Genomic DNA, 8343 nt, shown 5'->3' with positions numbered 1-8343 from the left:
CGAGGCCGCCCGTTTCGGCGGCCAGCGCGTCGAGCGGCGCCTGGCGCCGCCCGATCAGCACGACGCGGTCGCCGCGACGGGTGAAGCGGCGTGCGCACGCGGCGCCGATACCGGTGCCCGCGCCGGTGATCGCGATCGTGCGGGGTGGCGGATGTGTCATGTCGTGCTCCGGAAGGGTGTCGTTTCCGGTCACTTTAGGCGGCGCGGGCGAGCGCCGGTATCAGCCGAAAGGATGAAGGCGGGCGGCATCCGGCCAGCCGGATCGGTCGTTGCCCATTTTGCAAAGGCTGACGATGTCCGGTGCCGAATCGCTCTATCCTCCACATTTTTGCGATAAGTCACGAAAGCCCGGCAGAATAGCGCGGGCGGCCCGCGCATCGACGCGCGGCGCATCGGTCGGCCGATTCCGTCGTGCGAGCGGAGCGGCAGGCCGGCGATCCCGGCATGGGCGCGCACCCGGCGCGCGGGCGCTGCATCGGCCGAGGATCGTGCCACGACAACTTATCTCCCGGTCGCGCGCTCGCGCGCCGGATCATCGACAAGAACAGGGAGGGCCGGCAATGAGGCTGGACGACGAAAGGGAAAGCACGAACGTCGAGGATCGCCGCGGCGCCGGCGGGTTCGGCGGCGGGCGCGGCGCGACGATCGGCATCGGCACGATCGTGGTTGCGTTCGCCGCGTCGTATTTCTTCGGGATCGACCCGCGCGTGATACTCGAAGGCGCATCGGCGCTGCAGGGCCGCCAGCAGCAGGCGCAGCCCGCGCCCGCGCAGCGGCAGGGCGCGGCGGCGAACGAACCGGGCGCGGTGTTCACGCGCAAGGTGCTCGCCAATATCGAGGACACGTGGTCGGGCATTTTCTCGACCCAGTTGCATGCGCAATACCAGCCGCCGAAGCTGGTGATGTTCGAGAACTCGACGCCAACCGCATGCGGCACCGGCCAGAGCGCAATGGGGCCGTTCTATTGCCCGGGCGACCGCAAGGTGTATATCGATCTCGGCTTCTACGACGAACTGCGCAAGCGTTTCGGCGCGGGCGGCGATTTCGCGCAGGCTTACGTGATCGCGCACGAAGTCGGCCATCACGTGCAGAACCTGCTCGGCATTTCCGACAAGGTCGACGCCGCGCGCCGGCGGGCGAGCCAGGCACACTCGAACGCGCTGTCGGTGCGGATGGAGCTGCAGGCCGACTGCTTTGCCGGCGTATGGGCGAACAACGCGCAGCGCGCGAACCAGCGGCTGATGGAACCCGGCGATTTCGAACAGGGGCTGAAGGCCGCCGCCGCGATCGGCGACGACCGGCTGCAGCAGCAAGGGCAGGGCTATGTCGTCCCGGAAAGCTTCACGCACGGCACCAGCGACCAGCGTGTGTACTGGCTGCGGCGCGGGATGCAATCGGGCGAGCTGAGCGCCTGCGACACGTTCGCGGCGAACGCGCGCTGACACGAGGGCGCGCGCCCGCCTCGTTCCGGCCGAACCCGCGATGCCGGCCGGGCCGGGACGATTTGCCGATTTGTGCTCACCGGCGCTTTTCGGCGCCGGTAGGCTGGCCCGAACTTCGATCTTCGATACGTTCGCCCGCTAGCCGACGCCACCATGCCGATCCCATCCGTTCCCGCCGACCCGGCCGCCGCCGACTGGCCACGCGCGCTGCGCGCGTGCGTGGACGCGTTCGACGCGTTTGCGAGCCCGTCCGCGATCGTGTTCTACCGGCTCGACCAGAGCGGCGAGCCGGCCGATTTCGAGCTGTTCGGGATGCCGGAATCGATGCATCGTACCTATGTCGCGCGCTACCGGATGCTCGATCCGCTGCATCCGTCGCGCTGCGCGGCGGGCGAACGCGCGGTCGTCACGCTCGCTTCCCAATTGCCTGACGAAAGGCGCGACGCATCCGCGTACTGGACCCGTTTCCTGCGGCGGCACGACGTGGCCGACGTCGTCGAGATCTGGCTGCGCGATGCGGGCCGGACGGTCGGCGCGTTCTCGCTGCTGCGCTTCGGGTCGGGCGAAACGCGCGGCGGCGTGACCGGCAACAGCACGGCCGGGCGGTTCGCGCCCGGCGAGATCGATGCGCTCGCGCGGCTGCAGCCGGTTGCCGAAGCCGCGCTGAGCCCGCTGCTGCGCGCGCGGCGCGGGATCCACCGGATCGGCTGCGAGGAGCGGCTGACCTACCGCGAGGAGCAGATCGCGCGCCTCGTGCGCGACGGCCGCTCGAACAAGGAGATCGCCCGCGATCTCGCGCTCGGCCAGCCGACCGTCAAGACGCACCTGATGCGCATGTACCGCAAGCTCGGCGTGTCGAACCGCACCGAACTGGTCGGGGCATTGTTCCTGTAATTCATCGGATAATTGCGATCCGGAATTCGAACCTTTCGCGATCGCCGATTCATGGATATCAAAGCGCTGCTGGCTGTGCTGCTTGTGTTGCCGGGTGTTTCCGCGGCCTCGACGGCGTTCGCGCAAGAGAGCGAACCCGATTCGTGCGCCGTACTGCAACCGCTCCGGATGCTGGCCGATGACGTCGGCGACGCTGGCACTGATCTCGGCGACGGATGGCTCGCACTGGCGCCGGACGGCAATCGCTGGAAGCTCGCGCCGGCACGCATCCGGCTCGAACCGGTGCAACCGGATGGCGCAGTCGTCGACGTCACGCCCGACGTGAAAAAGGCCGTTGCGCTGTTGCGTTGCACATCGCTCAGGCAGGGCCGGGTCGACGCGGCGAACCTGGCGTTCCCGAACGGTGGAAGGGTGATCGAGCCCGGCCCCGAACCGCTGCGTTTCGCGTTTCACGGCCACCGGTACGCATTGCGCTACGCCGTATCTGGTGCGGTGATGGTCGAAGGCGGCGGCAAGCGGTCGGTCCTGCATGATTTCGGCGGCGACCCGCCGCCGTTTCGCGTGACGCTGATCTGGGCCGGCGACCTCGATCGCGACGGCCGACTGGACTTCCTGATGGAGTTCGGCAATGAAATCGGCACGAATTTTTGCCTGTTCACGTCGGGCAATGCCAAGGAAAACGATCTGGTTGGCCCCGCGGGCTGCCTGGATGTCAGCGGCTGACCGGCAGACGCCTCTGCCAAGCCCCCACTTTGCAAGCCTGATCTGTCGAACCGTACCGAACCGGTTGGCTCGCCGCCGCTGCAATCGTTCTGCTCGCGGGTTCCCGCCGTCGTGCAGTACCATGCGCGATCGTCGTTTCAATAACAACCAGGGGCCGGGAACATGGACGTCACGATCATTGCAGTTGCGCTTGTGGTCGCCGCCTTGAGCATTGCACTGCCGATTTTCATCATCAGGACCGTGAGAAGCGGGATATACGATTCGCTGTACTTCCTGATTCCGCTGGCGCTCGGCATCTACTGGCTGGATTACCAGGCGTACGACTTCCTTGCGTCGATGGGGCACGGCTTCAGAAACTAGCATCGCAATGACCGAGCCTTGGCCCGGTACCGGCGCGGGCATGCCCGCACCGGTCGAGTAGGCCGGCCGGTCTGCCGGCGCGATAACGAGCCGGCTTCCCGCCTCGACACTCGACCCGCCCCCGCGGGGTTCGAACCCGCCACCCTCAGCGCCCACGCGCTGCCAATTTGCGCTCACCGGGCGCGAACCCTCGTCGATACAGTGGAACGACGCCCGCGTACCCATGCGCACGCGGTCCAGCCACGACAATCCTCGAGACGCCCATGAGCACCACGAATTTCGTCGCCGTCAGCGACACCGTGCGCACCTTCGTTGCGCGCGATTTCGGCCTCTTCATCGACGGTGAAATGCAGCCCGCTCACGCGGTCGCACGGCTCGACGTGTACGACCCCGCGACGGGTGAGCGGCTCGCGACGGTCGCGGACGCCGACGAACGCGACGTCGACCGCGCGGTTGCCAGCGCGAAGCGCGCATTCGACACCCGCGTGTGGCGCGGCCTGCGCCCGGCCGACCGCGAACGCATCCTGCTGAAACTCGCCGACCTGATCGAGCGCGACGCCGAAACGCTCGCGCAGCTCGAAACGCTGAACCAGGGCAAGTCGATCCACGTGTCGCGCGCGGTCGAGGTCGGCGCGAGCGTCGAATACGTGCGCTACATGGCCGGCTGGGCGACCAAGATCACCGGCCAGACGCTCGACGTGTCGATCCCGTTCCCGCCCGGCGCGCGCTATACGGCCTATACGCGCAAGGAGCCGGTTGGCGTGGTCGCCGCGATCGTGCCGTGGAATTTCCCGCTGATGATCGCGGTGTGGAAGCTGATTCCCGCGCTCGCGGCCGGCTGCACGATCGTGCTGAAGCCGTCGCCGGAAACGCCGCTCACCGCGTTGCGCCTCGCCGAGCTCGCGCTCGAAGCCGGCGTGCCGCCCGGCGTGTTCAACGTCGTCACCGGCGGCCGCGTGTGCGGCGCCGCGCTCGCGAGCCACCCGTCGATCGCGAAGATCTCGTTCACGGGCTCGACCGCGACCGGCAAGCTGGTCGGCGCGGCGGCCGTGCAGAACATGACGCGCTTCTCGCTCGAACTCGGCGGCAAGAACCCGATCGTGATGCTCGACGACATCGACGTCGCGCAGGCGCTCGACGGCGTCGCCGCCGGCGCGTTCTTCAACCAGGGGCAGGTGTGCGCGGCCGCGTCGCGCATCTATGTGCATCGCAGCAAGTTCGCGCAGCTCGCCGACGGCCTCGCGGGCGTCGCGCAGTCGATGAAGCTCGGCGCGGGCCTCGACACGACCGCGCAGATCAACCCGCTGGTCTCCGCGCATCATCGCGACAAGGTCGTCCAGCACATCGAAGGCGCGCGCCGCGCGGGCCTCACGTTCCTCACGGGCGGCACGCCGGCCGACGATTTGCCCGGCTATTACGTGAAGCCGGCCGTGATCGCCGATCCGCATCCGGACAGCGCGATCGTGCGCGACGAAGTGTTCGGCCCGGTGATCGTCGTCGTGCCGTTCGACGACGCGGCCGACGCGGTGCGTCTCGCGAATGCGTCGCCGTACGGCCTCGCCGCGAGCCTGTGGAGCAACGACCTGAAGCGCGTGATGAACCTCGTGCCGCAGATCGAGGCCGGCACCGTGTGGGTGAACTGCCATATCCCGCTCGACCCGTCGATGCCGTTCGGCGGCTACAAGCAATCGGGCATCGGCCGCGAATTCGGCCAGTACGCGATCGAAGGCTTCACCGAAACCAAATCCGTCTGCATCGCGCACTGACGCGCGGCGCCAACGACGAAAACCTCGAACCTCGGCGATCGAGGTTCAACCGATCCGACAGTGGAGACTGCAATGAGCTACAACGAAGCGAAATTCTGGCATCCGATGGTGCACCCGAACGACATGAAGCAGCGCAAGCCGATCCGCATCGTGCGTGGCGACGGCTGCTACGTGTTCGATGAAGAGGGCCGCAAGCTCGTCGACGGCGTCGCGGGCCTGTGGAACGTGAACGTCGGCCACAACCGCCAGGAAGTGAAGGACGCGATCGTGCGCCAGCTCGACGAGCTCGAATACTTCCAGCTGTTCGACGGCATTTCGCATCCGCGCGCGGAAGAGCTGTCGAAGAAGGTGATCGACATGCTCGAACCGGAAGGGATGCGCCGTGTGCTGTACAGCTCGGGCGGCTCCGATTCGATCGAGACCGCGCTGAAGATCGCGCGCCAGTACTGGAAGGTGCGCGGCCAGGCCGACCGCACGAAGTTCATCTCGCTGAAGCAGGGTTATCACGGCACGCACTTCGGCGGCGCGTCGGTGAACGGCAACACGGTGTTCCGCCGCAACTACGAGCCGAACCTGCCCGGCTGCTTCCATGTCGAGACGCCGTGGCTGTACCGCAACCCGTTCACGCAGGATCCGGAGGAACTCGGCCGGATCTGCGCGGAAATGCTGGAGCGCGAGATCCAGTTCCAGAGTCCCGACACGGTTGCCGCGTTCATCGCGGAGCCGATCCAGGGCGCGGGCGGCGTGATCGTGCCGCCGGCCAACTACTGGCCGCTGGTGCGCGAGGTGTGCGACCGTTACGGCGTCCTGCTGATCGCCGACGAGGTCGTGACGGGCTTCGGCCGCAGCGGCAGTATGTTCGGCAGCCGCGGCTGGGGCGTGCGCCCGGACATCATGTGTCTCGCGAAGGGGATCTCGTCGGGCTACGTGCCGCTCGGCGCGACCGTCGTGAACGCGCGGATCGAGGACGCGTTCGCGGCGAACGCGGATTTCGGCGGTGCGATCATGCACGGCTACACGTATGCCGGCCACCCGGTGGCATGCGCGGCCGCGATCGCGAGCCTCGACATCGTCGTGAAGGAAGACCTGCCGGGGAATGCGGCGAAGCAGGGCGCGTATCTGCTCGAAGCGCTGAAGCCGTTCGCGGAACGCTTCGCGGCGGTCGGCGAGGTGCGCGGCAAGGGGCTGATGCTCGCGCTCGACCTGGTCGCGAACAAGGACACGCGCGAGCCGATCGACCCGCTGTCCGGCTACGCGAACGCGGTCGCGGAAGTCGCGCGCGAGAACGGCGTGCTGGTGCGCCCGGTCGGCACGAAGATCATCCTGTCGCCGCCGCTCGTGATCCAGCGCGAGCAGCTCGACCGCATCGTCGACGCGCTCGCGGCGGGCTTCGAGGCCGTGCCGTTCGCGTGATGGCGTGATCGCGTGACGGCACGCCCGCGGCGGGCAGCGCGGCTGCCGCCGGTTTGCCGATTTGCGCTATGACCGGATTATTTTGCCTGCGTATTTTTTCGACATCGGATCGAGGTGTGATCGACAGGGGGCCCGGGAATCGAAGCGCTGAAGCGCCGCCCCGGGCCGACCGCAATGCCATGGAACCCCGGCCGCCGACGAAGCGGCGGCCAGGGTCGACACAGGAAGGAGACAAGGATGTCGGGATGGTCTGGAGTTACCGGCGCAGCGGGCGACACGCCCGCCGGCACGCCGGCTGAAGCGGGTGGCGGCACGGCGCTGAACGCGGGGGCGGTCGGTTTTCCGACCGCGCTGGCGAGCGCCGTCGGCCTGATCATGGCAAGCCCGGTGATTCTCACCGCGACGTCGGGCTTCGGGATGGGCGGCTGGGCGTTCGCGGTCGCGATGATCATCGCGTTCGTGATGATGCAGGCGCAGGCGACGACCTTCTCCGAAGCCGCCGCGATGCTGCCGACGGCCGGCTCGGTTTACGATTACCTGTCGTGCGGGCTCGGCCGCTTCTGGGCGATCACCGGCACGATTTCCGCGTATTTCCTCGTGCACGTGTTCGCCGGCACGGCGGAAACGATCCTGAGCGGCATCATGGCGCTCGTCAATTTCGAATCGCTGAATGCCGCGTTCGAGAAGCACAACAGCTCGTGGCTCGTCGGCGTCGGCCTCGTCGTCACGTTCGCGATCACCAACATCATCGGCATCAAGGTGTTCAGCAAGCTCGAGATCGTGCTGACGGCCGGCATGTGGCTGTCGCTGATGATCTTCGGGATCCTCGGGCTCGCGGCCGCGCCGGCCGTGCATCTCGACGGCTGGTTCGGCGGCTCGGAAGTCGGCACGTCGGTGCCGGCCGTGCTGTCGCTGGTCGGGATGGCGATGTTCATGTTCGTCGGCTGCGAGTTCGTCACGCCGCTCGCGCCGGAAATGAAGACGCCGGGCAAGACGATTCCGCGCGCGATGGCGCTGGGCCTCGTCGGCGTCGCGATCTGCATGTTCCTGTACGGCGCGGCGATCCGCCGCCAGGTCGCGAACGTGCCGGTGAGCCCCGACGGTCTCACGCACCTGCTCGATACACCGGGCGCGATTCCCGCGTTCGCGCTGCAGGTGCTTGGGCCCTTCGGCCGCGTGTGGTTCGGCATCGCGTTCCTGTGCGCGGGCGCCGCGACGATCAACACGCTGATGGCCGGGCTGCCGCGCATCCTGTACGGGATGGCGATCGACGGGGCGCTGCCGCGCTGCTTCGCGTACCTGCATCCGCGCTTCAAGACGCCGGTGGTCGGCATCGTCGCGGCGGCGATCGTGCCGATCTTCCACGCGTGGCTGATCAACGGCAATCTCGACAGCATCCTGCACCTCGTGCTCGCCGCGACCTGCGCGTGGGGGACCGCGTACCTGCTCGTCACCGCGTCGGTCGTGATGCTGCGGATTCGCCGCCCGGACCTGCCGCGCCCGTACCGCTCGCCGCTGTTCCCGCTGCCGCAGATCGTGTCGAGCGTCGGCATCATCCTGGCGATCTGGTACATCACGCCGCCGGGCATGAATGCGCGCGACATCTACGTGCCGTTCGGCGCGATGCCGGCCCGGACGCACAAGCCTCGCTCGACCTCTACGCGACGGTGCCGCTGGACCTGCGCACCGCACGCGTCGACGGCCGGCCGTTCGATGCGGCGCCCGCACAATGGCAGCCGTCCGGC

8 protein-coding genes are annotated in these 8343 nt (G+C 67.9%); 7 read left to right on the top strand and 1 reads right to left on the bottom strand.

What is annotated here, in order from left to right; genetic code table 11:
* Positions 1-160, bottom strand: a 160-nt coding sequence (locus G3N61_RS36820; protein ID WP_205824862.1) for an SDR family NAD(P)-dependent oxidoreductase, incomplete at its 3' end; no start/stop codon positions are given.
* 400 nt (positions 161-560) lie between these two features.
* Between G3N61_RS36820 and G3N61_RS36815 the strand changes: the two genes are divergently transcribed.
* The 7 genes from G3N61_RS36815 to G3N61_RS36785 form a co-directional block, all read left to right on the top strand.
* Complete coding sequence (locus G3N61_RS36815; RefSeq protein WP_089452323.1) at positions 561-1442, top strand: neutral zinc metallopeptidase; 882 nt, start codon at positions 561-563, stop codon at positions 1440-1442.
* A 153-nt stretch (positions 1443-1595) separates the two neighbouring features.
* Complete coding sequence (locus tag G3N61_RS36810; RefSeq protein WP_089452324.1) at positions 1596-2336, top strand: LuxR C-terminal-related transcriptional regulator; 741 nt, start codon at positions 1596-1598, stop codon at positions 2334-2336.
* Positions 2337-2387: 51 nt separating this feature from the next.
* Positions 2388-3059 carry a hypothetical protein gene (locus tag G3N61_RS36805; protein ID WP_089452325.1) on the top strand — a complete coding sequence of 224 codons (672 nt, stop codon included), beginning with the start codon at positions 2388-2390 and terminating at the stop codon, positions 3057-3059.
* Between the two features lie 162 nt (positions 3060-3221).
* The gene (locus G3N61_RS36800; protein WP_043179813.1) at positions 3222-3419 is read left to right on the top strand and encodes a hypothetical protein; all 198 of its coding nucleotides are present in this window, start codon (positions 3222-3224) and stop codon (positions 3417-3419) included.
* Positions 3420-3682: 263 nt separating this feature from the next.
* Positions 3683-5185: an aldehyde dehydrogenase family protein gene (locus tag G3N61_RS36795; protein WP_205824861.1), complete on the top strand. Its 1503-nt coding sequence runs from the start codon at positions 3683-3685 to the stop codon at positions 5183-5185.
* A 72-nt stretch (positions 5186-5257) separates the two neighbouring features.
* A complete protein-coding gene (locus G3N61_RS36790; RefSeq protein ID WP_043179807.1) occupies positions 5258-6598 on the top strand; it encodes an aspartate aminotransferase family protein in 1341 nt (446 codons plus the stop codon).
* A 237-nt stretch (positions 6599-6835) separates the two neighbouring features.
* The coding region (locus tag G3N61_RS36785) for an APC family permease (protein WP_241018081.1) at positions 6836-8343 on the top strand (1508 nt) is incomplete at its 3' end.

The organism is Burkholderia sp. Ac-20349, from assembly GCF_017104865.1.
In the GTDB taxonomy this organism is placed as follows: domain Bacteria; phylum Pseudomonadota; class Gammaproteobacteria; order Burkholderiales; family Burkholderiaceae; genus Burkholderia; species Burkholderia aenigmatica.
The sequence above is the reverse complement of the archived record's forward strand: the minus strand, read 5'-3'. Positions and strand labels throughout refer to the sequence as shown.